Genomic DNA, 22,464 nt, shown 5'->3' on the forward strand with positions numbered 1-22,464 from the left:
CCCCCAATGATTATGGCCGCGCCCGCGTTGCAAACGCAATGCCGGGAGATGACCTGAGCCTCCCGCTGTTGACAAGCAGGTGCGCCTCAGTCACGCGGGGGCACGTCGATATCAGGGGGCGGACGGTCCAGGGTGACCCAAGAGGCGATGCCAGAGCAGCCAATATCAGCCAGCCCGCCGGTCAGTGCCCGCGCGCTCCTCGCCCACCGCGCTTTCCTGTTCTTCCTGCTCTCGCGCAGCCTGTCGCGCTTTTCCAGCCAGATCGCGGCGGTCGCGATCGGCTGGCAGATCTATGATCTCACCGGCTCGGCCTTCGATCTCGGCATGGTCGGCCTCGTGCAGTTCCTGCCCACCGCGCTTCTGGTGTTCGTCGCCGGCCACGCCGCCGACCGTTTCGAGCGCAAGCGCGTGGTCCAGCTCTGCCAGCTCGTGGAAGCCGCGACCGCGCTCTATCTCGCGATCATCACCTATCTCGGCCTGGTCAGCGAGGTGCAGATCTTCATCGCGACCTTCGTGCTCGGCATTGCCGGCGCCTTCGAGAGCCCGACCACCGCGGCTCTCTTGCCGCTGATCGCGCCGCAGGGATCGCTCCAGCGCGCAACCGCAGTCGCGAGCGGCGCGGGGCAGGTCGCGACCATCACCGGTCCGGCGCTCGGCGGCTTTGCCTACGCGGTCGCGCCGCATCTTGCCTATGCCGTGATGCTGCTGTTCTGGATTCTCGGGATGATTTTGACCGGCTTCATCCGGCCGCGCCCGCAGGCGGTCTCCAAGGAGGGGACGGACGCCGACAACATCTTCGCCGGCGTTCGTTTCATCCGCAGCAACCCGGCGATCCTCGGCACCATCTCGCTCGATCTGTTTGCCGTGCTGTTCGGCGGCGTCACCGCGCTGTTGCCGATCTATGCCCGCGACATCCTTCAGACCGGCCCGATGGGGCTCGGGATCTTGCGCGCCGCGCCCGCGGTCGGTGCGCTGCTGATGACCATGGTGCTGGCGCGTCACGCCATCTCGCGGCATGTGGGCCTGCGCATGTTCCAGGCTGTGATCGTGTTCGGCGTCGCCACGGTCGTGTTCGCGCTGTCGTCGTGGATGTGGCTGTCGGTGTTGTCGCTCGCCATTCTGGGCGCCGCCGACACGATCAGCGTCGTGATCCGCTTCTCGCTGGTGCAACTCTCAACCCCCGACGAGATGCGCGGCCGCGTCGGCGCGGTGAACTTCCTCTTCATCAACGCCTCCAACCAGCTCGGCCAGTTCGAGAGCGGCGTCGCGGCCGCGCTGCTCGGCGCGATGCCTGCGGCCGTGCTCGGCGGCGTCTGCACCGTCGCGGTCGCGCTGCTGTGGATGAAGCTGTTTCCGGCGCTGCGGCAGGTGGAGAGTTTGGAGTAGGGCTCCGCTCTATCATCCGTCATTGCGAGCGCAGCGAAGCAATCCAGACTGCTGCCGTGGAGGCGTGGTCTCTCACCAGGAGACCACGACGAGACTGCGTTGGTCGTCCCAGTTGTCGAGAAAGCTGGTCCGGAAATCCTGCTGTGCCTCAGCGATCGTTAGTTCGAATATTCTCTGCGCGTACGATTTTTCAACGAACATCCCGTCCGGGAGGAATTCATTGAAAAAGGCGTCAGCGACGGCGTTTCTTTGATACCCGATCTGTTTGGTGTAGACGACATCCTCCAATCGATCGATCATCGGATACTGCTTGATCTTGAAGGTCTTCAATCGCTTCAAGACATTTGGCGGCAGTTGCGGCTTCGGCGCGAAAAAGCTTCTCTTGTCGGTAAAGTATAGACCCGTCTGGCTCGGGTTCATCGGATCCGATTCACCTGTGGGGCAGAAATAAAAGCTGTCGGAGAATTTTCCGATCCCTGACAGCTCCCGTTGATGAAGGGCTTGATAGTAGTCTCGCGCAGAGAATCCGTGATCGGAAAGAAGCCGCTCAAAGTCGATATACTGATTTGTTTTCTTGCGGCTGAATTGAACGATCTTTTGAAGTTGAGCCTGCTCGACGTCGATGATGACGGGAAAATCAGTGACGTCATCGTCGATGTGAAGATGATATATGTCCAAACCCATTTGTACTGTTCCGAACGATTTGCGGAGCCGCCGGGCAATGGCCGGGATTATGGCTCTACCCTAGGTGGATCATACCTTAGTTCGGGGTTGTGACATGCATTCTCGCCGTTGCCCGCCTCTTCGCGCGTGTAAGGACGATTGTCGAGGCGGGGCCAGGACTTATTCCGTCTCACCCCGCTTGCGGGGAGACTTCGCGGCGCCTTGACGCCTACTGTGCATGGGGTTGTTTTTCAGTTTTTTGAGTCAGGCCCTCTCCCCGCAAGCGAGGAGAGGGAAGAGAGATTAGCCCCGTCCGACAAACGGCATCTTGGTGGCCATGACCGTCATGGTCAGCACGTTGGCATCGAGCGGCAGGCCGGCCATGTAGGCGACGGCGTCGCCGACCGCCTTGGCGTCCATGCGCGGCTCGTGCTTGGTCGTGCCGTCGGGCTGCAGCACGCCGGGGCCGTTGACCATGCGATCGGTCATGGGCGTGGCGGCATTGCCGATGTCGACCTGGCCGACCGCGATGTCGTACATGCGGCCGTCGAGGTTCGAGGCCTTGGTGAGGCCCGTGATGGCGTGCTTGGTCGAAGTGTAGGCCGCCGAGAACGGCCGCGGCGCGTGCGCCGAGATCGAGCCGTTGTTGATGATGCGGCCGCCGCGCGGGCTCTGGTCCTTCATGATGCGGAAGGCGTGCTGGGTGCACAGGAACGGGCCGGTGAGGTTGGTGTTCACCACCGCCTGCCACTGCTCGAGGCTGAGATCCTCGAAGTTCACCGCCGGCGCGCCCATGCCGGCATTGTTGAACAGCACGTCGAGCCGGCCGTAGGTCGCCTTCACCTTGTCGAACAGCGCGGCAATGGAGTCCGGCTTGGTCATGTCCGCGGTGACGCACAGGCTCTTGCCCGCGGGGCCGAGCTTCGCGGTCTCCTCGAGCATGTCGAGCCGGCGCCCGACCAGCACCACGGTGAAGCCGATGTTCATCAACGCCAGCGACGCCGCGCGCCCGACACCGGTGCCCGCGCCCGTCACCACTGCGATCTTGTTTGCTTCACTCATCGTTTCCTGCCTTTTCTCTCTTCAAGTTGGCTGTCAGGTTTTTGGTTCTTTTTCGTTCTTGTAGGGCGGCCGCGGAATGTTCTGATGCGCCGCGCGCAAGGCCGCCGACCAGCGCGAACGGAGGTCGTGGAAATAGGGCTCGCCCGCCTCGATGCGGTGGTTGAGATCGGCATCGCAGGCGTCTGCGCGCACCACCAGCACGTCGATCGGCAGACCGACGCCGAGATTGGAGCGCATGGTCGAGTCCATCGAGATCAGGCCGGTCTTCAGCGCCTCGTAGAGCTCGACGTCGTAATGCATGGCGCGGTCGAGCACCGGCTTGCCGTATTTGTGCTCGCCGATCTGCAGGTAGGGCGTGTCCGTGGTGCACTCGATGAAATTGCCGGCGGTGTAGACCATGAACAGGCGCATGCGCGCGCCCTTGATCTGGCCGCCGAACAGGAAGGAGACGTCGAAGGAAACGTCTTCGGATCTCAGCGCGGGTCCTTCGGTCGCGTGCACCGCCCGGATCGCCCGGCCGATGCGCTGGGCGGCCTGGAACATGGTCGGTGCGTTCATCAGCGTCTCGACCTCGCCCGTGGTGGGGTCCTCCAGGCCTTCGGTCAGTGTCGACAGCACCGACTGGCTGATGGCGAGGTTACCGGCGCTGGCGATCGCCATGATGCGGTCGCCGGGTTTGGAGAAGATGTGGAGCTTGCGGAAGGTCGAGACATTGTCGAGCCCGGCATTGGTTCGGGTATCGGCGATCATCACCAGACCGTCCCGAACCAGGATTCCGCAACAATAGGTCATTTCCCGTCCCCGAACGCGTTTGCGCGGAATTACTAGCCAATTTCGGGGAGGCATGAAACCCCCGATTCCCCGGGGGAGGTCGTCATTCTCCGGCGAAACAGCTATCTCTGCCGCTCAGTCAGCGGCATCGACGAGAAACGCCTCGTCGACGGGGACGCCGAGCGCCGTGACCAGCCGGTTGGTCTCCGCGGCCATGCCGACGATGGCGAGCATCTCGCCATATTCGGCCTCGGTCATGCCCTTGGCGCGTGCGCCCGCGATGTGCGAATGGATGCAATAGCTGCAGCCATGCGCGATCGAGACTGCGACATAGAGCATTTCCTTGATCTTGGGATCGAGCGCGCCGGGTGCCATCACCTCCTTGATGCTCTCCCAGGTCCGCCGCAGCGTCTTCGGATCATGCGCCAGCGCGCGCCAGAAATTGTTGACGAAGTCCGACTTCCGCACCTTGCGGATATCGTCGAAAACGGCGCGCGCCTCGGCGGAGAGTTCATCGTCCGAAAGCAACTTTACGGTCGCCATGGGGTACCTCGCGGGGTCAGGTCTGATCCCGCGAGTGTAGCACGGCTCAAGCGCTCAGCCGGCATGTCCGGCCGCACGACGCAAGGCCAGCTTGCCGACGTCGACATATTGCCGCTGCTGCGCATGGGCGTGCTGCGCTCCGACGTGAACGTCGCGCAGGCGCCGCTGCAGCGGCGAGCTGTCGTAGACCGCGCTGCTTCCGGCCAGCGCAAAACAGGCATCCGCGATGCCGACGCAGGTCGTGGCGAGCCAGACCGCGGATCGGGCGCCCTCGATCATGAGGTCTTCGTCTCTCAGCGTGCCGGCCATCGCGCGGCGCCAGTGGCTGGCGATCTGCACCTCGAGCAAGGCCTGCGCAGCCCGGAGGTTGGCGGAAATCCGGCCGAGCTCGTACTGGAAGGTCTCGGACTCCCGCATCGGGACGGCCGCATACAATTGCTGCCTCCCGGTATGGGCCAGCGCAAGCAAGTCGTCGACAGTGCCTTCGGCGAGACCCACCGAGAATGCGCCGTGCACCAATGGCAACCATTGCCGCAACGCCTGATAGAGCGGACCCGACATGCGAGGGGGAGCTTCGACATCGAAAACATGGGTCTCGGGAACCAGCGTCTCCCGTAGCGTGATGTGATGGCTGCCGGTGCCCTTCAGCCCTGCCGCGTGCCAGGTGTCCTCGATCTCCCAGTCGCGCGCCGGCAGCACAACGACGCGAACCTGCGGCTTGCCTTGCTGGCCGGGGACCGGCTTGCCATTTTCGGTGACGATGCAGAACCCGCCGATCCAGTCGGCGTGGGTGCAACTGCTGGCGAACGGCCAGCGGCCCTTGACGCGATAGCCGTCGGCCACGCGCTCTGCTGTTCCACCCGGTTGGGATGAGCCGCAGATCGCCACGTCCGGACCGTCCTTATAAATTTGCTGGTACAGTTCAGGGTGTGCTGCGGCGGCGAAAAGGCTGCCGACTCCGCCGACAATCGAGATCCAGCCGATCGAGCCGTCGAGCTGGGTCAGTGCCTTGATAACCTCCAGTCCGGCCGGAAAATCCAGCTCCAGTCCGCCATGGCTGCGCGGAACGAACATCCGGAAGAGCCCGATCGACCGCAGCCGTTCCACGAGGTCGGGCGGGACGCGGCGTGCGGCTTCGATCTCGGCGGCGCGGGCCTTGATCTCGGGAGCCAACTCCCGGATCCCCGCAAGCATGTTTTGGTGGGGATCGCGCAGGGGCACGGAATGCTTCTTGTTCTTGTCGTGAAGCCGCATCTGTCTCAACCTCTGTTGCGGAAACGGATCACAACGGAGGTTGAAGAGATGGCGCTACGGGACGGTTTCAGCGCGGGCCGTCGTCGATTACAGCTGTAACGCTGCGACGTGATTGCGCCGCAGATGCCTCGTGACGAGATACCGCAGCGCCTAGCTCTGCCGCTGTGACTGGGACTGCGATTGCCCGCCGCGGCCGGCCTGCTCGACCTTCACGGCCACCGTCAGCGTCTCCGCGCCGCCGCCATAGCGGGTGCCGCGCACGGGGGCTGCGCCGAGATAGTCGAGCCCGATCGCAACGCGGACATGGGCGTCGGTGGTGCAGATGCAGTTGGCGGGATCGAAGCCGACCCAGCCGAGACCGTCGACGTAAGCTTCCGCCCAGGCATGGCCGGCATCCTGGTGCACCGTGCCGTCCGAGCGCAGGAAATGGCCGGAGACGAAGCGCGCCGGCACGCCACCGCTGCGGGCGCAGGCGATGAAGATATGCGCGTAGTCCTGGCAGACGCCGCGCTTGAGCGTGAACGCTTCGGCCGCCGAGGTGCCGCTGTTGGTCGGATCCTCGTCGAAGGTCATGTGATCGCTGATTTGCGTCATCAGCGTGTGCAGGAAGCCGAGCGTGTCGCTCTCGGCCTCGCTGCGCAACTGCCGCGCGACCGCCGTCATCGCCGGATTGACGGTGGTGAGGTCGGTGGCGCGCAGGAACATGCCGGCCGGAAAGCGCTCGTCGGCGCCGCGCAGCACGCCGCCGGTGTCGTGGGTCTCGATCAGGCCCTCGGCGGTGATCTTGATGTCACCGACGGGTCCGCAGGACAGCACATGGGTGACGTTGCCGAAGGCGTCCTCATGGGTGTCGAGCTTGGTGTCGGTCGAGACGTCGATCTGCCACTCCGCCACATATTGCCCGTCATGGCTGCCGGGCGTCATGCGCAGGATCTGGATCACGCTCGTGGCCGGCGGCTCGTAGCGATAGGTCGTGGTGTGCAGGATTCGCAGGCGCATGGTGGACCGTGAAGTTAGTGGTTAGACCCGCTGCCTATTGCGAAGAAGCTCGTCATGGCCGGGCTTGTCCCGGGCATCCACGATCTTCCCTCGCAAAAGCAAGAACGTGGATGTCCGGGACAAGCCCGGCCATGACGATATCCCGTTTTCGTCAGCCGGGGGACATCAGATCAAATACTGCTTCGTGATGATTTCGCCCAGCCTGGAATTGTCCGTGATGAATTCCTGAATGAATTCATGCACGCCGTGCTGGAAAATGTCGTTCATATTGCTGTGTTCCAGCCGGTTGCGGATGCCGCGGGCATGGCGCTGGGCGGGGCCCTGGCGGCCATAGGCGACGCCGATCTGGTCGAGATTGCGCACGAGATTGCCGTAACAGCTTGCCAGCGAGCGCGGCAGCGTGTCGTTGAGGATGAGCAGGTCCGCAATCAGCCACGGCTTCAGCGTCTCGCGATAGACCCAGTGATAGGCCGTCAGCGCCGAGACCGAGCGCAAGATCGAGCTCCACTGATAGAAGTCGAGCGGGCCGCCGACATGCTCCTCCTCGGGCAGCAGCACGTGGTACTTCACGTCGAGGATGCGCGCGGTGTTGTCGGCGCGCTCCAGATGCACGCCCATCCGCGAGAACCAGTAGGCGTCGTTGCGCAGCATGGTCCGGTAGGCCGAGCCGTCGAAGCGCAGCGAAGTCTCCTGCACGAAGCGCAGGAATTTGGCGAGATCCTCGCGCGTGGAGGTGCCCTTGCTCCAGACCTCCTGGAGCTCGATCCAGGCCGAGTTGATGGTGTCCCACATCTCGCTGGTGAGCGCGGTGCGCACCGAGCGCGAGTTCAACCGCGCCGCCTCGATGCAGTTCCGGATCGATGATGGATTGCTTGCCGAGAACGAGAGGTAGTCGACGACGTTGTGCTCGTTGGCGACTTCATATTGCTGATAGAAGCTCGCGGCGACGCCGGCGGTGAGAAGCGCCGAGTCCCATTCATTGGTCTTGCCGATATAGGCGGCGGGAAGCGCAGTGACGCGCAGCGTCGCATCGATGGTGCGCGCGAGATATTCGGCCCGTTCGACATAGCGGGCGAGCCAGTAGAGGTTTTCGGCGGTACGCGACAGCATCTGACTACTCGTCCAGGATCCAGGTGTCTTTGGTGCCGCCGCCCTGGCTCGAATTCACCACCAGGGAGCCTTCCTTGAGCGCGACCCGTGTCAGCCCGCCGGGCACGATCGTGGTGCTCTTGCTGCCGGTGAGCACGAAGGGCCGCAGGTCAACGTGGCGTGGCGCGAGGCCGCTTGCCGTACAGGTCGGGCAGGTCGAGAGCGCCAGCGTCGGCTGCGCGATAAAACCTTCCGGCTCGCGCTTGAGCTTTTCGCGGAAGGCTTCGATCGTCGCTTTCGTCGCGGCGGGGCCGATCAGCATGCCGTAGCCGCCGGAGCCGTGGACTTCCTTGACGACGAGCTCGCCGAGATTGTCGAGCACATAGGCGAGGTCCTTCGGCTCGCGGCAACGCCAGGTCGGCACGTTCTTCAGGATCGGCTCCTCGCCGAGATAGAATTTCACGATGTCCGGCATGTAGGAGTAGATCGCCTTGTCGTCGGCGATGCCGGTGCCGACCGCGTTGGCGAGCGTGATGTTGCCGGCCGCATAGGCCGACATCAGCCCGGGCACGCCGAGCACGGAGTCGGGGCGGAAGGTGAGGGGGTCGATGAAATCGTCGTCGACGCGGCGATAGATCACGTCGATCCGCTTCACTCCCTCGGTCGTCCGCATGAACACTTCGTTGTTCTTGACGATGAGGTCGCGGCCTTCGACCAGTTCGATGCCGAGCTTGTCGGCGAGGAAGGAGTGCTCGTAGTAGGCCGAGTTGTAGACGCCAGGCGTGAGCAGGGCGACCGTCGGCTCGCCGGAGGCGCCTTGCGGCGCCACCGATCGCAGGGCGGAGAGCAGCTCGTCCGGATAGCGTTCGACCGGCGCCACCCTGTGGCGGGCGAACAGGTCCGGAAACAACCGCATCATGATCTCGCGGTTTTCCAGCATGTAGGACACGCCCGACGGCGTACGGGCATTGTCCTCCAGCACGATGAAGTCCTCGGCATCGACCCGGACGATGTCGATGCCGGCGATGTGCACGTAGACGTCGTGCGGCACCTGCTGGCCGTTCATCTCGGGGCGGAACACCGGGTTCTGGAAGATCAGGTCGTCGGGCACGACCTCGGCGCGCAGGATGTCGCGGCCATGATAGATGTCCCGCAGGAACATGTTGAGCGCGCGCACGCGCTGCTTCAGGCCCTTCTCCAGCAGCGCCCATTCCTTGCCGGACATGATTCGCGGGATCACGTCGAAGGGGATCAGGCGCTCGGTGGATTCGGAATCGCCATAGACGGCAAAGGTGATGCCGATGCGGCGGAACAGGAGCTCGGCCTCTTGGCGGCGATATTCGAGCGCCTCGGGAGGCGTCTCCTTGAGCCAGCGCGCCAGCTCCTGATAGGCGGGGCGAAGGTCCCCGCCGGGAATGTTCATTTCATCAAACGCGACTGCCATAGATCCCGACTTGTCTCCGCAAGGCGTTGCGCCATTCGACAGGTCGTCAGGCCTTGGTGAAGACCGCAACGTCCTGGCCATGCGGCAAGAGTGCATGACTCTGAGGAGGTAGCAAGGGCTGGGCCAGCGCGATAAGCATGGAGTTGTGGCATTTGCCGGGGACAGCCGGGAGGGTGCCTCAAAAAATGGCTGAGGACTGCTTATTTCGGCAGCAAAACCGCGTGACTTCAACGCGTTACCTCGGCAAAGTCGGGCCGACAGGTGAGGGACTTAAGGTATGAGCGACATCGTCACGGCGGGCATTCTGGTCATCGGGGATGAAATCCTGTCCGGCCGCACCAAGGACAAGAATATCGGCTTCATCGCCGAATACCTGACCAATATCGGCATCGACCTGAAGGAAGTCCGGGTCGTCTCCGACGACGAGGACGACATCATCGCGGCGTTGGATGCACTGCGGCATCGCTACGCCTATGTCTTCACCACCGGCGGCATCGGGCCGACCCATGACGACATCACCGCCGACAGCGTCGCCAAGGCGTTCGGCGTCGGCATCGACCACCATCCGGAGGTCGTCGCCCGCTTCCGCGAGCGCTGGAGCGAGCAGGACCTCAACGAGGCCCGCCTGCGCATGGCCCGCATCCCCGACGGCGCCGAGCTGATCCAGAGCGCCACCATCCTCGCCCCCGGCTTCAAGATCGGCAACGTCATCGTGATGGCCGGCGTGCCCTCGATCATGCAGGCGATGATGGACATCGTCTCGCCCAAGCTGAAGTCGGGCGTGCGCATGCTCTCCGAATCGGTCCGCGCCAATGCGCGCGAAGGTGACATCGGCAGCCCGCTGCGCGCGATCGCCGCCGCCCATCCCGACACCATCATCGGCAGCTATCCGTTCATGGACGAAGATCAGAAGCCGAACACCAATCTGGTGGTGCGCTCGCGCGACGCGGACAAGCTGGCAGCGGCGATGGCGGCGGTGAAGGAAATGCTGGCGGGATTGAACGTCACCCGGTAGCAGAATGGCTGCCGGATGAAGATTGGCAGGAGACAACAATGGCTGGCGAAGCACCGGAACTGAGCGCGCAGGAGCGGGCCGGCAAGGCCTTCCCTGTTTCGTGGGACCAGTTCCACCGCGACTGCCGGGCGCTGACCTGGCGGCTCAACGAGGTCGGCCCGTTCCACGCCGTCATCGCGATCACCCGCGGCGGGCTGGTGCCGGCCGCGATCGTGGCGCGCGAGCTCGGTGTCCGCATCATCGATACGGTCTGCATCGCCAGCTACGACCACGACAAGCAGGGCGAGCTCCAGGTCCTCAAGGGCATGTCCGAGGCGGCGATGAAGCTCGGCGGCGGCACCGGCAAGGGACTTCTGATCGTCGACGACCTCGTCGACACCGGCAAGACCGGCAGGCTGGTCCGCGACATGCTGCCCGATGCGCATTTCGCCACCGTCTACGCCAAGCCGAAGGGACGCCCGCTGGTCGACACCTTCATCACGGAGGTCTCGCAGGACACCTGGATCTTCTTCCCCTGGGACACCGCGCTGTCCTACCACCCGCCGCTGCGAGACGGCGCGGCGTGAGTGAAGCGACGAAGCAATCCAGACGATTTCCGCAGACGCATTTCTGGATTGTCTCGCTTCGCTCGCAATGACAGGTGGAGGTGGCCATGCCCCTGCAAAACCGTGTCACGCCGACCGGCGACATCATCGCCACGCCGCACCGTGGCCTGTTCACCGGCAATCGCGGCATCATCCATGATCCCGCGACCAGGACGCTGCTCAAGAAGCGGTGGTCGTCGCCGGCCTGGCTCACCTGTGTTTGCGAATTCCGCGGCCGCCGTCGCGAGGTGATGACGACGCACAGCTGGACCGAGCTGTTCTTCCTCGACGAGGCCACCGCGCTCGCCGCCGGCCATCGCCCCTGCTTCTACTGCCGCCGTGACGATGCCAATCGCTTCCGGGCTGCGTGGGAGAAGGGCAACCGCGTACGTGATGTCCGCATGCACGATATCGACACGGTGCTGCACCACGAGCGGCTCGATCACGGCAAGAAGCGGCTTCATGCGCTGCTGGTGCCGCTCGACCAGCTTCCAGACGGCGCGATGCTGCAGCAGGGCGAGGAAAGCTTTCTGCTGATGCAGGGCGGGGTGCTGCTGTGGTCGACGGCGGGTTATGTTGAAGGCGCGCGAGAGCTTGACGATGCGCAGTTGCTGACCCCGCCATCGACGCTGCGCGCGATGAGCGCCGGCTATGAGGTCACATTGCACCCCAGCGCGCACCGCGCCTGACCGTCCCCGCAAGGGGGAACGCAGCGAGCGTGTGGCTATTTCAGCGGCCGCCCTTGCTCATCCACAGTCGTCCGCGCATCGCGCAGCGCCCATTCGCGCATGATCTGGCGGCAGCGGGTGAGCTCGGCCTCGGTTGCCGTACCCGTATCCTTTGACGCACGCTCGACCATGGCCTTGCAATTCAGCAGCACGGAGCGATCCTCGGCGCGCGCAGCGAATGTGATCCCCGCAAGAGCCGTGACGACGAGTGCCGTTCGGAGCACCATCACCCCAGCTTCTCGCGCGCCAGCGCGGCACCGGCGCCGAGCGCCATCAGCTTGGCCTCGGCGATCTCCCGCCGCATTGGCGCCATGCCGCAATTGGTGGTGGCGATGATGTTGCTCTTGGGCACGAACTTCGACACCGCGTCGATCACCTGCACGACGTCCTCGGCCGTCTCCACCGTGTCGCTGGCGACGTCGATCACGCCGGCCTGCACGATCTTGTTTTTCAGCAGCGCCAGCAAATCGAGCGGCACCTTCGAATTGCGGCACTCGATTGCGACCTGCTGGATCGGACTCGCGTCGATCGCCGGAAAGATCTGCTCGTACTGCCGCCACTGCGCGCCGAGCGTCTCCTTCCAGTCGGTGTTGGCCTTGATGCCGTAGCCGTAGCAGATGTGCACGGCGGTGGCGCAGGTCAGCCCCTGCGCGGCACGCTCCAGCGCCTTGATGCCCCAGTCGTTGACCTCGTCCATGTAGACGTTGAAGGCGGGCTCGTCGAACTGCACGAGATCGACGCCGTCGGCCTGCAACGCCTTGGCTTCCTCGTTGAGGAGATCGGCGAAAGCAAAGGCCATCTTGACGCGATCACCGTAGTAGCGGTCCGCAATCGTGTCGATGATGGTCATCGGGCCGGGCAGGGTGAACTTCAGCTTCTTCTTCGTGTGCGTGCGCGCCACGCGCGCCTCGTCGGCATGAACACGCCCCTTGAGCTGAAGCGGCGCGACCACCTGGGGCACCATCGCCTTGTAGCGGTCCTTGCGGATGCCCATCTCGACCTTGTGGGCGAAATCGATGCCGTCGATCTTCTCGAGGAAGCCGTGCACGAAATGCTGGCGGGCCTGCTCGCCCTCGGTGACGATGTCGATGCCGGCATCCTCCTGGACCTTGACGGCAAGCATCGTCGCGTCGCGCTTGGCGCGGAGAAGCTCGTCGCCTTGCGACTTCCAGGGTGCCCACAGCATGTTGGGCTCGGCAAGCCATTCGGGTTTCGGCAAGGAGCCGGCGATCGTGGTTGGAAACAGCATGGCGGCTCTCCCGGCAGGTTGTGTTGCGCCCCTTCCTGCCATGTCTTAACGTCAAGGTACAGAACAACAAAAGTCGCTCACTATTCCATTGGCGACGACAGGGAAGGGCGATGATCGACCTCTATTATGCGCCGACGCCGAACGGCTGGAAAATCTCGATCATGCTGGAGGAACTCGGGCTCCCCTATGACGTGAAGCCGGTCAATATCCGCGCCGGGGAGCAGTTCAGCCCCGAATTTCTGGCGGTCTCCCCCAACAATCGCATTCCCGCGATCGTCGACCACGCACCCGCCGACGGCGGTGCGCCGTTCTCGGCGTTCGAGACCGGTGCGATCCTGATTTACCTCGCGGAAAAGACCGGCCGCTTTCTGGCCAGCGATCTGCGCGGCCGCTCGACGACCATCCAGTGGGTGATGTGGCAGATGGCGGGCCTCGGGCCGATGCTCGGCCAGCACGGCCATTTCGCGCTCTATGCTGCTGAAAAAATCCCTTATGCGATTGAGCGCTACCGCGACGAGGCCGCGCGGCTCTATGGCGTGCTCGACCGGCAGTTGGCCAAGACCGGCGCCTACGTCGCCGGCGACTATTCCATCGCGGACATCGCCTGCTTCCCCTGGACCATGACCCACAAGGCGCAGGGCTTTACGCTCGACGACTATCCGAACGTGAAAAACTGGTACGCCGAGGTGCGCGCACGGCCGCAGGTGCAAGCGGGGCTTGCGATCGGCAAGTTCGTGAAGGAGCCGTTCGACGAGGAATCACGCAAGATCATGTTCGGCCAGCGTGCCAAGGAAGTGCTGGGAAAGAACTAGGCTGCTCGCCCCATCGTCATTGCGAGGAGCGAAGCGACGAAGCAATCCAGACTGGTTCCGCGGAAAGATTCTGGATTGCTTCGCTTCCGCCGTCGCTCTTCGAGCTATGGCGGACAAGTCGCTCGCAATGACGGGGATAGAGCACGACAAACAAGACGCAAAGGAAACGCCATGATTGAATTCTTCTTCGACTGTTCCAGCCCCTGGACCTACCTCGCCTTCCACAACATCCAGCCGCTGGCAAAGGAGCTGGGGGCCGAGATCATCTGGCGGCCGATCCTGGTCGGCGGCATCTTCAACACGGTCAATCCGAGCGTCTACGCGCAGCGCGAGACGCCGGTGCCGCTGAAGGCGCGCTATATGAAAAAAGACCTCGCAGACTGGTCGCGCTCGGCCGGCCTCGCGATCAAGATGCCGCCGACGGTGTTTCCGGTGAACAGCGTGAAGGTCATGCGCGGCTGCATCTGGCTGGGGAAAGACATGGTGCCGTTCGCCACTGCCGTGTTCGAGACCTATTGGGGCGGCGACAAGGACATCTCGCAGGACGCCGTGCTCGCCGAGATCTGCAGGAAGGTCGGTGTCGACGAGCAGAAGTTCTTTGCCGGCATCTCCGAGCAGGCAATCAAGGACCAGCTCAAGGCCAACACGGAAGAGGTCGTGGCACGCGGTGGCTTCGGCTCACCGACGATCTTCGTGGGCAAGACCGACATGTACTTTGGCAACGACCGCCTGCCGCTGATCCGCGAGGCGCTTGAACGCAGCAAGGCGAGTGCGGCCTGATGGTGCGGGCTGTCGTCTGCCGCGAACTCGGCGCGCCCGAGACGTTGCGGCTGGAAGAGTTTCCGTCGCGCGCCGTCAAACCGGGTGAGGTGCGCGTTGCGATCCGCGCCGCCGGATTGAACTTTCCGGACGTGCTGATGGCGGCCGGCGAATATCAGCTCAAGCCGGAGCTGCCGTTCACGCCCGGCATGGAGGCCGCCGGCGACGTCACCGAGGTGGGCGCAGAGGCAAGCGGCGTGGCCGTCGGCGACAAGGTCATCGTCAAGATGCGCCATGGCGCCTTCGCCGACGAAGCGGTGGTGACGCCGACGCAGCTAACGCCGATGCCGTCGACGTTCGACTATGCGGAAGCCGCGACCTATCTGGCCGGCCACGGCACCGCCTATCACGCGCTGATCGATCGCGGCCGTGTCATGCCGGGCGAGGTGTTGCTGGTGCATGGCGCCGGCGGCGGCGTGGGCCTTGCCGCGGTCGAGATCGGCAAGATGCTGGGCGCGACCGTGATCGCGACCGCCTCCAGCGACGAGAAGCTCGCGATTGCGAAATCGCGCGGCGCCGATCATCTCGTGCGCTACGATCGGGAGCCGTTTCGCGATGCCGTCAAGCGCATCACCGACGGCCGTGGCGCCGACGTCGTGTTCGATCCCGTCGGCGGCGAGGTGTTCGAGAACTCGATGCGCTGCATCGCCTGGGGCGCGCGGCTGCTGGTGATCGGCTTTACCGGTGGTATCGGCTCGGCGAAGACCAACCTGCTGCTGATCAAGGGCGCCAGCGTGCTCGGCGTGCGTGCGGGTGAGGCGGTACGGAAAAATCCCGCGCTCGGCGAGGTGCGCCTGAAGGCGCTGCTGCAATGGGCGGAAGAAGGCAAGCTGCGCCCGAACATCTCGCACCGCCTGCCGCTGGAGGACTATGCAAAGGCGATGCGGCTGTTGATCGACCGCAAGGCGATCGGGCGCGTGGCGCTGGTGATGGAGTGACGGTGCCGTAGGGTGGGCAAAGCGAAGCGTGCCCACCATTCTGGTTTCGATTGCTGATAGATGGTGGGCACGGCGCAAGAGCGCCTTTGCCCACCCTACGATCTCCTACTTATACTCCCGCTCCGTCCACCACGGAAAATAATCCGGCATATCGCTCGACACCTTGTTCTTGAACTGCGCCGGACGCTTCTCCAGGAACGACACCACGCCTTCCTTGACGTCGTCCGAGCGGCCGCGCGTATAGATGCCACGGCTGTCGACCTTGTGGGCTTCCATGGGATCGTCGGCACCCATCATGCGCCACATCATCTGGCGGATCAGCGCGACCGACACCGGCGCGGTCTTGGCGGCGAATTCCTTGGCCAGCGCGCGGGCGGTCGGCAAGAGATCATCGGGAGCTACGACCTTGCTGACGAGGCGGCCGGCGAGCGCTTCCTGGGCCGGGAAGACGCGGCCGGAATAGCACCATTCCAGCGCCTGCGAGATGCCGACGATGCGCGGCAGGAACCAGCTCGAGGCGGCCTCCGGCACGATGCCACGCTGGGAGAACACGAAACCGAAGCGCGCGGCATCCGAGGCGATGCGGATGTCCATCGCGAGTTGCATGGTGACGCCGATGCCGACGGCAGGGCCGTTCACGGCGGCGATGACGGGCTTCAGACACTTGAAGATGCGCAGCGTCACCTGACCGCCGCCGTCGCGCACCTGCGGATCGCTGTAATCGACCTTGCCGTCCGCGAAGCGCTTGACCGGCCCGCGCCGCGCATCGCGATCGAAGGTATCCGCGCCCGAGGAAAGATCGGCGCCCGCGCAAAAGCCGCGGCCCGCGCCGGTGACGATGATGGCGCGGACGTCGTCGTCCTTGTCTGCGGCGTCGAACGCGTCGATCAGCTCGGCCTGCATCTGCGCGTTGAAGGCGTTGAGCTTGTCGGGCCGGTTCAGCGTGATGGTGAGGATCTGCTCGGCGACCTCGTATTTGATGGTCTCATACGCCATGGTGGTTTCCTTCCTTGCCGTGAATTCTGTCTCGAAGAGACGTCATGCATGGTCGCCACCATCCGTCTTGCGCGGACTGGGCATGTGGCGGCCGGTACGAGAACGTGGATGGCCGGGACAAGCCCGGCCATAGCGGAATGCCTACTTTGCCGGCGGGCTCGGCCAGGGCTTCTGTGCGCTGCGCAAGCCCTCGAACGCCTTGGCCATGCCGAGCACGCCGATATCGTCGAAGCGGCGGCCGACGATCTGCACGCCGATGGGAAAGCCGTTGGCGTCGAAGCCGCCATTGATGGAAACCGCGGGGTTCTCCGACATATTCCACGGCACGGTATAGCAGATGTGCTCGAACGGCCGCATGGGATCGTTGGTGGGTGAAGCCCAGTCCGCCGCATAGTTCACGTTCGGCGCGGTCGGCGAGATCAAATAGTCGAGCTCGCAGAACAGCTTTGACGCGGCAGCGCGGATCGCCACGGTCTGGTTGAATCCGCGGATGACATCCACACCCGAGAGCTTTGCGCCGGATGCGCCCCATTTGAAGATGTAGGGCAGCACCTTTGCCTGTTCGGCCGGCGTCAGCTTGGCCAGATCGTCCCACATCCGCGCGCGCCAGAAATTGTCGAGGCCGTCGAGCATCTCGCGGGTCAAAATGCCGTCGACCTCGGTGACGACGCTACCTGCGGATTCGAACGCCTTTGCGGCTTTCACCGCGACATCGCGGACCGGCCTTTCTGCCGGCAGGCCGACGCCGGCATCGAGCATCAGGCCGATGCGCAGTTTGCGTGGCGACTTTTCGAGCCCCTTCCAGTTGAGAGGCTCGGCGGGCAGGCTCATGCCGTCGCGCCGGTCGGGCTTTGCAATCACGCTCATCATCAGCGCGCAATCGTCGACCGTGCGGGTCATGGGACCGGCGACACGGCCGACATAGGTCGGGTCAATCGGCACGCGGCCAAAACTCGGTTTCAGGCCGACGAGGCCGCACCAGCCCGCAGGCAGGCGGACCGAGCCGCCGATATCGGTGCCGAGATGCAAGGGGCCGTAGCCAGCCGCAGCAGCGGCGCCGGCGCCCGCGCTGGAGCCGCCGGGATTCTTGGAGAGGTCCCAGGGATTGCGCGCCAGCGCATGGAAGCTGGAGAGTCCCGAGGACAGCATGCCGTAATCGGGCATGGTGGTCTTCGCGAAGATGATCGCACCGGCCTCGCGCAGGCGCGCAGCGGGCGGGGCGTCTTTCTCGGCCGGCACGAGCTTCACGCTCGCAGCGCCGAGCGGCACCGGCACGCCCTTGGTCGCGATGTTGTCCTTTACCGTGACAGGCACGCCGTCGAGCGCGCCGGAAGGTTCGCCCCCGCTCCAGCGCGCGGTCGAGGCCTTCGCGGCCTCGCGCGCGCTGTCGGGATCGAACGCGTAGAGCGCCTTGAGATGCGGTTCCCACGCAGCGACGTGCGCAAGCACGTCCTCCAGCACCTCGCTCGGCGAGAATTGCTTGGCCCGATAGCCCGCGATCAGATCAACCGCGGAGAGATCGTGCAGCGAGGTGACGGCCTCTTCGACGCTCTTCTTGTGCATTGCTAACCTACCGGCATGCGCGTTTCGATGATCCGGGCGAACATGCTGGCGCCGATCGGCAGGATCTTGTCGTCGAGCACAAAGCCGGGATTGTGCACGGGCACCGAGCCGTCGTGGCCGATCCAGAAATAGGCGCCGGGAATGGTTTGCAGCATGTCGGCGAAATCCTCGCTGCCCATCTTCGGCTGGGCGCGGGTGATCACGTTGGCGGGGTTGACGACGGTGCGCGCGACCTCCTCGACCACCTTGGACTGCTCGACCTGGTTGACCAGCACGCCGAAGGTGTCGCGGATGTCGGCTTCGATCACGCACTGATAGGCGCTCGCGATGCCGGCGCAGATCGTGCGGATGCGTTCGGCGATCAGGGCGCGGACTTCATCCGAGAAGGTGCGGATGGTGCCGCAGAGATGCGCCTCGCCGGGGATGACGTTGTAGGCGGAACCGGCGTGAATCTGCGTGATCGAGATGACGGCGGCCTGCAGCGGCTCGACGTTGCGGCTGACGATGGTCTGGATCGCCTGCGCCAGCGTGGTCGCGATGATCACCGCGTCCTTGGAGCGCTCTGGCATCGCGCCATGCGCGCCGTAGCCGGTGATGCGCAGGTCGAAGAAGTCGGCGCTGGCCATCGCGGGGCCGGGCAGGATCGCGATTTCGCCGAGGTTGAGGTCGGGCGCGTTGTGCAGGCCGTAGAGCTCGTCGCAGGGAAACTTCTCGAACAGGCCGTCCTTGATCATCGCGCGAGCGCCACCAAGGCCTTCCTCGGCCGGCTGGAAGATCAGGTGCACGGTGCCGTCGAAATTTTTGGTCTCGGCGAGGTAGCGCGCGGTGCCGAGCAGCATGGTGGTGTGGCCGTCATGGCCGCAGCCGTGGAAGCGGCCGGGGATTTTCGAACTCCATTTCAGATTGGTGTTCTCTTCCATCGGCAGTGCGTCCATGTCGGCGCGCAGGCCGATGCGCTTGCTGCCCGAACCCTTGCCCTTGATCACGCCGATCACGCCGGTGCCGCCGAGACCGCGGTGCACCTCGATGCCCCAGCTCTTCAGCTTGTCGGCGACGATGCCGGAGGTGCGCACTTCCTCGAAGCCGATCTCGGGATGGGCGTGAAGGTCGCGCCTGATAGCGGTGAGTTCGTCGGCAAAGCCGTCGATGCGCTCGATCGTGGGCATGTGTTCCTGTCCGGTTAGCGTGATGGGGGCGTGAAAACGGGGCCGTTCGGCTTGATGCGGATGCCCGGCCGCAGCCGCGTCCAGGGCAGGGTGGCTGTGTCGGCCGGCATCGCGCCGGGCGCGGCGCAGATCATCAGCTTTTCCGCGATCGGCTCGAAATCGGCGCGGAAGTGCACCGAGCTCTTGTTGACCAGAATCTTCTGCGCGGTCGGCTCGATGCCGACATAGCGGTACATCGCCTGATCGGCGAGCTGCGCCTTGTGCGAGGACACGACGACGCGGACGTCACCGATGCGCAGGCACGCGGAGGGACCCATCTCCATCTCGCGGCCACCGTAATAGGGGCCGGGCGCGATGAAGCGGCCGTCGGAGAGCTTTTCGACGATGAAGGTCTCGCGATAGGGCTCATCCCCGGGAATGCCGGACTTGCCGCCGAGCGACAGCGTCACGGTGGCGCCGACGCCGGCCGCATGCGCGGCCTTGGCCGAGACCGGGTCGTAGATGACGCCGGTCGCAGCGCTCGCCTTGTTGCGTACCAGCGCGCGCAGCATGCCGGTGGTGTCGGAATCACCGCCGGCGCCGGGATTGTCCTGGGTGTCGGCGATGATGATCGGCTTGCTCGCGCCCTTGGCGAGTTCCATCGCATGGCGCACGCCGTCGTCGGGCGACCAGATCTTGCCGTCGAAATCGTCCTCGTGGCTTTCGATCAGTTTGACGATCGCATCGGCCGCGCGGTCGGCATCGGCCTGCGTCTTGCCATAGGCGAACACGCTCGGGCCGCAGTCGCGGAAGTCGGCGGCGGGGAAGCCGGGCGCGAAGGACAGCGTCGGAATGGCGTCGCTCTCCAGCGCGGCCAGTTTTTCGTAGATGCCCTCGGTGGGAAAGTCATTGGTGCATTGCCAGCTGATCGCGATCAGGAACGGCAATTGGCGAAACGACTTTGCAAAGCGCTGCTTGGTCTGCAGCAGCAGGGCGAGGTGCCTTGCGGAGGCGCGGCCGGTCTCGGCCATGTCGACATGCGGATAGGTGCGGTAGGCGATCAGCGCATCCGCGTGTTCCATCATCTCGGGCGTGACGTTGGCGTGCAGGTCGAGGCTGGCAACGAGCGGAACGTCCTTGCCGATGACGCGGCGCACGCGCGCCAAAATCTCGCCTTCGCCGTCGTCGAGATGCTCGGTCACCATCGCGCCATGCAGATCGAGATAGACCGCATCGAGCGGGCCGGCGGCGGCGATACCGTCGACCATCACCTTCACGATACGCTCGAAGGCGTCCCTGGTGACATGCGCCGACGGACTTGCGCCGCAGGCGATCGTCGGAATGAGGTTCCAGCCATTGGCTTCGGCGCTGTCGACGAAGCCGGCGAGACCGACATTGATGCGGCGCATCACCTTCAATACGTCGGCGCCTTCCGTCATGGCCGGCCAGCCGCCGCCATGCTGGAAGTCCGCGAAAGTCGCCTTCGTCGGGGCGAACGTGTTGGTCTCGTGCAGGAAGCCGCCGACGGCGATACGTGTCATTAATTCTTGTCCAGCGTTTGAAAGTGCGCGACGTTAGCCTTGGCTTCGAGGCGGGGGCAAGCGAGGAGCCCATGCCGCCGCGCATGGCTTTAAGTCATTTTCGAATGATGATGGTCGCTACCCGTCATTGCGAGCGAAGCGAAGCAATCCAGACCGTTTCCGCAGAGGGACTCTGGATTGCTTCGCTCCGCTCGCAATGACGAGTGGACAAACCTAAGCCGTCGCCGCGACGCCTTCCGACACCGGCCTGAAGTTCGCAAAATCCCAGCCGCGGCCCGGTGCGGCCTCCAGCAGCGCCCTGGTGTAGGCTTCCTTCGGATGCGTCAGCACCTCGGCGGCCAGGCCCTGTTCGACGACACGGCCGTGCTGCATCACCACGACCTCGTCGCAGATCTGGGCTGCGACGCGCAGATCGTGGGTAATGAACAGGATGGCGATGCCGAGCCGGTTCTGGATCTCGTCGAGCAGTTCCAGCACCTGCGCCTGAACCGAGACGTCGAGTGCCGAGACCGCTTCGTCCGCGACCAGCACGTCGGGGTCGAGCGCGAGCGCACGCGCAATGGCGATGCGCTGGCGCTGGCCGCCGGAGAACTGGTGCGGATAGCGCGTCACTGCGTCCGCGGGCAGGCCAACGAGCTCGAGCAGTTCGCGCGCCCGCTTCATCGCATCGGCATGCGAGGTGCCGTAATTGATCGGGCCTTCCGCGATGCTCTCGCCGACGGTAATGCGCGGGTTGAGCGAGCGATAGGGATCCTGGAACACGATCTGGATCTTCTGCCGGTGCGGCTGGAGCAGGCGGCGCGAGATGTCGGCGATCTCGCGGCCGGCGAGACGCACGCCGCCGGAGGTCGGATCGATCAGGCGGACGATGCACCGCGCCACCGTCGACTTGCCCGAGCCGCTCTCGCCGACGATGCCGAGCGTGCGGCCCTTGCGCAGCGTCAGCGTGACCTTGTCGGCGGCGACGACCTCGCGGCCTTTGCCGAAGAAGGCGCGCTCCTTATAGACCTTGCCGAGCTCGTTGGCCTCCAGCACCACCGGCTCCTTGGTCTCGGGCCGCGCCGCGCGCGGCACCAGGCTCGGCACCGCGGAAAGCAGATTGCGGGTGTACTCCATGGTCGGGTTGCGCAGCACGGTCTCGAGCGGACCGGTCTCGACCAGCCGGCCCTGCCGCATCACGGCGACGCGGTCGGCGATCTCGGCAACTACGCCCATGTCGTGGGTGATGAACAGGACGGCGGTGCCGTGATCGCGCTGGAGGTCGCGGATCAGCGTCAGGATCTGCTTCTGGGTGGTGACGTCGAGCGCGGTGGTCGGCTCGTCGGCGATCAGCAGCTTCGGCTCCAGCACCAGCGCCATCGCGATCATGATGCGCTGGCGCTGGCCGCCGGACAGGCGATGCGGATAGGAGGCGAAGATGCGCTCGACCTGGGGCAGGCGGACCTGCTCCATCATGTCGAGAATGCGCTTCTTCCGCGCCTTGGCGTCGAGATCGGTGTGGGCGCGCAGGACCTCGTCGATCTGGCGGCCGACCGGCACCACCGGATTGAGTGCGGTCATCGGCTCCTGGAAGATCATCGCCATCTGCGTCGCGCGGAGCTGGCGCAGGCGGCGATCGGTCGCGGTGAGTATCTCTTCGCCGACGAGCTTGACGCTGCCGCCGGTCGGAACCAGCGTGCCCTTCGGCAGCAGGCCCATCGTGGTGAGCGAGGTCACCGACTTGCCCGAGCCGCTTTCGCCGACGAGACACAGTGTCTCGCCCTTGTGCACCTGGATCGAGATGCCATCGATGATGTTGGCGCCCTTCGGCTTCTTGCCGATGGAGACGACGAGATTGTTGATGTCGAGAACTGGGTTGGTCAT

The 22,464-nt window shown here is 64.6% G+C and carries 22 protein-coding genes; 7 read left to right on the forward strand and 15 right to left on the reverse strand.

The genetic code is table 11. From position 1 onward, the window contains the following. Positions 1 to 147: 147 nt before the first annotated feature. Complete coding sequence (locus AB7531_RS16075) at positions 148 to 1,386, forward strand: MFS transporter (RefSeq protein WP_063982448.1); 1,239 nt, start codon at positions 148 to 150, stop codon at positions 1,384 to 1,386. A gap of 72 nt (positions 1,387 to 1,458) precedes the next feature. On the opposite strand, the gene AB7531_RS16080 is transcribed toward AB7531_RS16075, so the two are convergent. From AB7531_RS16080 to AB7531_RS16115, 8 genes are all read right to left on the reverse strand, one after another. Next, on the reverse strand, positions 1,459 to 2,070 hold the full coding sequence (locus AB7531_RS16080; RefSeq protein WP_063982449.1) for a hypothetical protein: 612 nt from the start codon (positions 2,068 to 2,070) through the stop codon (positions 1,459 to 1,461). Between the two features lie 282 nt (positions 2,071 to 2,352). Then, positions 2,353 to 3,111 carry an SDR family oxidoreductase gene (locus tag AB7531_RS16085; RefSeq protein WP_028150002.1) on the reverse strand — a complete coding sequence of 253 codons (759 nt, stop codon included), beginning with the start codon at positions 3,109 to 3,111 and terminating at the stop codon, positions 2,353 to 2,355. Between the two features lie 33 nt (positions 3,112 to 3,144). Continuing rightward, on the reverse strand, positions 3,145 to 3,903 hold the full coding sequence (locus AB7531_RS16090) for a proteasome-type protease (protein WP_028150003.1): 759 nt from the start codon (positions 3,901 to 3,903) through the stop codon (positions 3,145 to 3,147). A 114-nt stretch (positions 3,904 to 4,017) separates the two neighbouring features. After that, positions 4,018 to 4,425 carry a carboxymuconolactone decarboxylase family protein gene (locus AB7531_RS16095; RefSeq protein ID WP_063982450.1) on the reverse strand — a complete coding sequence of 136 codons (408 nt, stop codon included), beginning with the start codon at positions 4,423 to 4,425 and terminating at the stop codon, positions 4,018 to 4,020. Positions 4,426 to 4,479: 54 nt separating this feature from the next. After that, positions 4,480 to 5,679, reverse strand: coding sequence for an acyl-CoA dehydrogenase family protein (locus AB7531_RS16100; RefSeq protein WP_063982451.1), 1,200 nt, complete (start codon positions 5,677 to 5,679; stop codon positions 4,480 to 4,482). 150 nt (positions 5,680 to 5,829) lie between these two features. Continuing rightward, positions 5,830 to 6,678 (reverse strand): transglutaminase family protein, encoded by an 849-nt coding sequence (locus AB7531_RS16105; RefSeq protein ID WP_063982452.1) that lies wholly within the window; start codon positions 6,676 to 6,678, stop codon positions 5,830 to 5,832. 165 nt (positions 6,679 to 6,843) lie between these two features. Beyond that, a complete protein-coding gene (locus tag AB7531_RS16110) occupies positions 6,844 to 7,788 on the reverse strand; it encodes an alpha-E domain-containing protein (RefSeq protein ID WP_028150006.1) in 945 nt (314 codons plus the stop codon). Positions 7,789 to 7,792: 4 nt separating this feature from the next. Next, positions 7,793 to 9,211, reverse strand: coding sequence for a circularly permuted type 2 ATP-grasp protein (locus AB7531_RS16115; RefSeq protein WP_014494252.1), 1,419 nt, complete (start codon positions 9,209 to 9,211; stop codon positions 7,793 to 7,795). A 277-nt stretch (positions 9,212 to 9,488) separates the two neighbouring features. Here AB7531_RS16115 and AB7531_RS16120 point away from each other — a divergent pair, with 277 nt between their 5' ends. From AB7531_RS16120 to AB7531_RS16130, 3 genes are all read left to right on the forward strand, one after another. Further along, on the forward strand, positions 9,489 to 10,226 hold the full coding sequence (locus AB7531_RS16120) for a competence/damage-inducible protein A (protein WP_063982453.1): 738 nt from the start codon (positions 9,489 to 9,491) through the stop codon (positions 10,224 to 10,226). Between the two features lie 38 nt (positions 10,227 to 10,264). Further along, the gene (gene gpt / locus AB7531_RS16125; RefSeq protein ID WP_028150009.1) at positions 10,265 to 10,792 is read left to right on the forward strand and encodes a xanthine phosphoribosyltransferase; all 528 of its coding nucleotides are present in this window, start codon (positions 10,265 to 10,267) and stop codon (positions 10,790 to 10,792) included. A gap of 86 nt (positions 10,793 to 10,878) precedes the next feature. Continuing rightward, a complete protein-coding gene (locus AB7531_RS16130) occupies positions 10,879 to 11,499 on the forward strand; it encodes a hypothetical protein (RefSeq protein WP_063986264.1) in 621 nt (206 codons plus the stop codon). A 35-nt stretch (positions 11,500 to 11,534) separates the two neighbouring features. On the opposite strand, the gene AB7531_RS16135 is transcribed toward AB7531_RS16130, so the two are convergent. Then, positions 11,535 to 11,765, reverse strand: coding sequence for a hypothetical protein (locus AB7531_RS16135; RefSeq protein WP_063982454.1), 231 nt, complete (start codon positions 11,763 to 11,765; stop codon positions 11,535 to 11,537). Further along, positions 11,765 to 12,787 (reverse strand): methionine synthase, encoded by a 1,023-nt coding sequence (locus AB7531_RS16140; protein ID WP_063982455.1) that lies wholly within the window; start codon positions 12,785 to 12,787, stop codon positions 11,765 to 11,767. Before AB7531_RS16140 ends, AB7531_RS16135 begins: the two co-directional genes overlap by 1 nt. A 110-nt stretch (positions 12,788 to 12,897) precedes the next feature. Here AB7531_RS16140 and AB7531_RS16145 point away from each other — a divergent pair, with 110 nt between their 5' ends. The 3 genes from AB7531_RS16145 to AB7531_RS16155 all read left to right on the forward strand — a co-directional run bounded on the left by AB7531_RS16145 (position 12,898) and on the right by AB7531_RS16155 (position 15,356). Beyond that, positions 12,898 to 13,599 carry a glutathione S-transferase N-terminal domain-containing protein gene (locus AB7531_RS16145; RefSeq protein WP_063982456.1) on the forward strand — a complete coding sequence of 234 codons (702 nt, stop codon included), beginning with the start codon at positions 12,898 to 12,900 and terminating at the stop codon, positions 13,597 to 13,599. A 171-nt stretch (positions 13,600 to 13,770) separates the two neighbouring features. Continuing rightward, positions 13,771 to 14,379 carry a 2-hydroxychromene-2-carboxylate isomerase gene (locus AB7531_RS16150; RefSeq protein ID WP_063982457.1) on the forward strand — a complete coding sequence of 203 codons (609 nt, stop codon included), beginning with the start codon at positions 13,771 to 13,773 and terminating at the stop codon, positions 14,377 to 14,379. After that, positions 14,379 to 15,356, forward strand: coding sequence for an NADPH:quinone oxidoreductase family protein (locus AB7531_RS16155; RefSeq protein WP_063982458.1), 978 nt, complete (start codon positions 14,379 to 14,381; stop codon positions 15,354 to 15,356). Before AB7531_RS16150 ends, AB7531_RS16155 begins: the two co-directional genes overlap by 1 nt. 105 nt (positions 15,357 to 15,461) lie before the next feature. On the opposite strand, the gene AB7531_RS16160 is transcribed toward AB7531_RS16155, so the two are convergent. The 5 genes from AB7531_RS16160 to AB7531_RS16180 form a co-directional block, all read right to left on the reverse strand. Beyond that, a complete protein-coding gene (locus AB7531_RS16160) occupies positions 15,462 to 16,352 on the reverse strand; it encodes a crotonase/enoyl-CoA hydratase family protein (RefSeq protein WP_063982459.1) in 891 nt (296 codons plus the stop codon). A 141-nt stretch (positions 16,353 to 16,493) separates the two neighbouring features. Next, entirely contained in the window at positions 16,494 to 17,915 is a 1,422-nt protein-coding gene (locus AB7531_RS16165) for an amidase (RefSeq protein ID WP_063982460.1), read from the reverse strand. A gap of 2 nt (positions 17,916 to 17,917) precedes the next feature. Beyond that, complete coding sequence (locus AB7531_RS16170) at positions 17,918 to 19,081, reverse strand: M20 aminoacylase family protein (RefSeq protein WP_063982461.1); 1,164 nt, start codon at positions 19,079 to 19,081, stop codon at positions 17,918 to 17,920. Positions 19,082 to 19,095: 14 nt separating this feature from the next. Beyond that, positions 19,096 to 20,601 (reverse strand): M81 family metallopeptidase, encoded by a 1,506-nt coding sequence (locus AB7531_RS16175; RefSeq protein ID WP_063982462.1) that lies wholly within the window; start codon positions 20,599 to 20,601, stop codon positions 19,096 to 19,098. 213 nt (positions 20,602 to 20,814) lie between these two features. Then, complete coding sequence (locus AB7531_RS16180; protein ID WP_063986265.1) at positions 20,815 to 22,464, reverse strand: ABC transporter ATP-binding protein; 1,650 nt, start codon at positions 22,462 to 22,464, stop codon at positions 20,815 to 20,817.

It is taken from the genome of Bradyrhizobium sp. 63_E2_N1_3 (assembly GCF_052076005.1).
Lineage (GTDB): Bacteria > Pseudomonadota > Alphaproteobacteria > Rhizobiales > Xanthobacteraceae > Bradyrhizobium > Bradyrhizobium barranii.

Excerpts from the sequence above, each read along its gene's own strand:
- AB7531_RS16075 (WP_063982448.1), top strand. The coding sequence starts at position 148 with ATGCCAGAGCAGCCAATATCAGCCAGCCCGCCGGTCAGTGCCCGCGCG.
- AB7531_RS16080 (WP_063982449.1), bottom strand. The coding sequence starts at position 2,070 with ATGGGTTTGGACATATATCATCTTCACATCGACGATGACGTCACTGAT.
- AB7531_RS16085 (WP_028150002.1), bottom strand. The coding sequence starts at position 3,111 with ATGAGTGAAGCAAACAAGATCGCAGTGGTGACGGGCGCGGGCACCGGT.
- AB7531_RS16090 (WP_028150003.1), bottom strand. The coding sequence starts at position 3,903 with ATGACCTATTGTTGCGGAATCCTGGTTCGGGACGGTCTGGTGATGATC.
- AB7531_RS16095 (WP_063982450.1), bottom strand. The coding sequence starts at position 4,425 with ATGGCGACCGTAAAGTTGCTTTCGGACGATGAACTCTCCGCCGAGGCG.
- AB7531_RS16100 (WP_063982451.1), bottom strand. The coding sequence starts at position 5,679 with ATGCGGCTTCACGACAAGAACAAGAAGCATTCCGTGCCCCTGCGCGAT.
- AB7531_RS16105 (WP_063982452.1), bottom strand. The coding sequence starts at position 6,678 with ATGCGCCTGCGAATCCTGCACACCACGACCTATCGCTACGAGCCGCCG.
- AB7531_RS16110 (WP_028150006.1), bottom strand. The coding sequence starts at position 7,788 with ATGCTGTCGCGTACCGCCGAAAACCTCTACTGGCTCGCCCGCTATGTC.
- AB7531_RS16115 (WP_014494252.1), bottom strand. The coding sequence starts at position 9,211 with ATGGCAGTCGCGTTTGATGAAATGAACATTCCCGGCGGGGACCTTCGC.
- AB7531_RS16120 (WP_063982453.1), top strand. The coding sequence starts at position 9,489 with ATGAGCGACATCGTCACGGCGGGCATTCTGGTCATCGGGGATGAAATC.
- gpt (WP_028150009.1), top strand. The coding sequence starts at position 10,265 with ATGGCTGGCGAAGCACCGGAACTGAGCGCGCAGGAGCGGGCCGGCAAG.
- AB7531_RS16130 (WP_063986264.1), top strand. The coding sequence starts at position 10,879 with ATGCCCCTGCAAAACCGTGTCACGCCGACCGGCGACATCATCGCCACG.
- AB7531_RS16135 (WP_063982454.1), bottom strand. The coding sequence starts at position 11,765 with ATGGTGCTCCGAACGGCACTCGTCGTCACGGCTCTTGCGGGGATCACA.
- AB7531_RS16140 (WP_063982455.1), bottom strand. The coding sequence starts at position 12,787 with ATGCTGTTTCCAACCACGATCGCCGGCTCCTTGCCGAAACCCGAATGG.
- AB7531_RS16145 (WP_063982456.1), top strand. The coding sequence starts at position 12,898 with ATGATCGACCTCTATTATGCGCCGACGCCGAACGGCTGGAAAATCTCG.
- AB7531_RS16150 (WP_063982457.1), top strand. The coding sequence starts at position 13,771 with ATGATTGAATTCTTCTTCGACTGTTCCAGCCCCTGGACCTACCTCGCC.
- AB7531_RS16155 (WP_063982458.1), top strand. The coding sequence starts at position 14,379 with ATGGTGCGGGCTGTCGTCTGCCGCGAACTCGGCGCGCCCGAGACGTTG.
- AB7531_RS16160 (WP_063982459.1), bottom strand. The coding sequence starts at position 16,352 with ATGGCGTATGAGACCATCAAATACGAGGTCGCCGAGCAGATCCTCACC.
- AB7531_RS16165 (WP_063982460.1), bottom strand. The coding sequence starts at position 17,915 with ATGCACAAGAAGAGCGTCGAAGAGGCCGTCACCTCGCTGCACGATCTC.
- AB7531_RS16170 (WP_063982461.1), bottom strand. The coding sequence starts at position 19,081 with ATGCCCACGATCGAGCGCATCGACGGCTTTGCCGACGAACTCACCGCT.
- AB7531_RS16175 (WP_063982462.1), bottom strand. The coding sequence starts at position 20,601 with ATGACACGTATCGCCGTCGGCGGCTTCCTGCACGAGACCAACACGTTC.
- AB7531_RS16180 (WP_063986265.1), bottom strand. The coding sequence starts at position 22,464 with ATGACCAACCCAGTTCTCGACATCAACAATCTCGTCGTCTCCATCGGC.